A 1,720-nucleotide genomic window follows, 5' to 3' on the forward strand; every position below is an offset into this window, starting at 1 on the left:
CCCCGTCGGCACGGGTTCTCCACCGCGGGGGGGCGATAGCCCCCGGGTTACCACCCCCCCCCCCCCCCGCGGCCTGGACCCCGCTCCTCCGGGTCGGGGGGGGCGCCCGTTCGGGGGGCCCCCCCCCTCTGTGCTTGACCTGTCTCACCTTGACTCGCCCGTATCCCGGTCCTGACCAGTGCGTATGGGCCATGTGTGGGCCAGGATCGGCGACTCAGTCGCCGTTGAGCCCCTTCTCGATGAGCGCGTTCGCGAGGGACTGTCGACCCTTGAGGATCTTGGCGTAGAACCGGAAGAGCACCGTGAGGCTGTGCCCGGCTCGCTGCGCGACCTCCATCGGATCCACCCCCGAGTTGATCCACAGGGAGACCCCGGCGTGGCGAAGCGAGTACGGCACATCCGCGAGCGGTGTTTTCGCCTCCTTCGCGGACAGTGCCTTGAGCCGAGCCGCGTCCCACAACGCGCAGTACTCCGTCGACCGGACGCGTCCGCCCATGGCCGCACGGAAGAGCCGGCCGTCGTCGGCCACCCCGTACTTCTCTTTGTGCTCCCGGAGCATCGCGGTCAGCACAGGCGGGATAGGCACGGACCTCGTGGCCGTCCTCGCCCGGCGCTTGAGTCCACGCTGCTCGAACGACTTCCCATCGTCGGTCCACCCCGAGCCAACCTCGGGGCGGCTACCCGCGAGGATCAGCTCACCCCATCCGGTCTTGGGCAGGGTGCAGTCCTCCGCGCGCAGTGCTGCGATCTCTGACGGACGCATGGCGGCGTAGTACAGGCACCCGAAGAAGGCGGCCATGTGCGCCCCCCGGGCACTGAGCTGTCGCACAGCGTCGATCAGGGCGGCGGCCTGGTCCGGGTTGGGGACGTACCGGAAGTCGACTTCGTCGTCCTTGTCCGGAGCGGTCCAGTCGACTCGCCCGAGAGGGTTGGTGGGAAGCGTTCCGCGCTCCACGGCGTACCGGAGCGTGTTGCTCAGGACCATGCGCTTCCGGTTCACGGTGTTGTCCGCAGCAGACTTTCCGTCGAGCCTCTTGGAGAGGGCATCCAGTGCTTTGCGTAGCCGATCCGACGTCCCGACCTCGGTCATCTTGACCGTGTTCTCCGCGATCCAGGAGAGGGCCGCCGCAACGTCCTCGGGCGTTTCCTCAACCGCGTGACGCGGGCGCAGTACGCCGTCGGCGTCCTGAGAGGCCCGGAACGCCCACCCGTAGAGAGCCTTGCGCAGGACTGCGTCAGCCGGGGCACCACGAGAGCTGGACACGAACGCCGGCGTCACGGTGGCGAAGGTTTCGGCGATGCTCGCCCGGTGCTTCGCGGCCGCCTTGGGCCACTTCATCAGCACATACGCCGTGGCGTGCTCGAACCACGTCGGGGTGGTCAGCGCCTCGAACTCCGAGACGGGAAGTCCGGTCTGCTCATCGAACTGTTCGCGGTTGCGGAGCGCCGCCAACAACTCGGAACGGCGGCCGTCTGCCTGGGGCTTGAGCTTGAAGCTTCGGGAGTGTGGACGCTCGCCGACCCGCCACCGCAGTTCGAACGGCTTCGGGCGGCCCTTGCGCTGCCTGATGGACCAGATGTCTACGTCGTACGTGAGCATGTCTCTCCAATGGGGGAGAGGGGGCCCCCCACCGCCCGGGCGCCACGCGTTGGGGGGGGTGTGTGGGGCGCGGACGCAAAACCCCGCAAACAACCCGACAGCGACGGACGGCGCCACGGG

The 1,720-nt window shown here is 68.8% G+C and carries 1 protein-coding gene; it reads right to left on the reverse strand.

What is annotated here, in order from left to right; translation table 11 throughout:
• Positions 1–214: 214 nt before the first annotated feature.
• Complete coding sequence (locus tag ACFVZW_RS16080; RefSeq protein ID WP_384521498.1) at positions 215–1,600, reverse strand: tyrosine-type recombinase/integrase; 1,386 nt, start codon at positions 1,598–1,600, stop codon at positions 215–217.
• Positions 1,601–1,720: the final 120 nt, after the last annotated feature.

It is taken from the genome of Streptomyces sp. NPDC059567, from assembly GCF_042735655.1.
GTDB lineage: Bacteria > Actinomycetota > Actinomycetes > Streptomycetales > Streptomycetaceae > Streptomyces.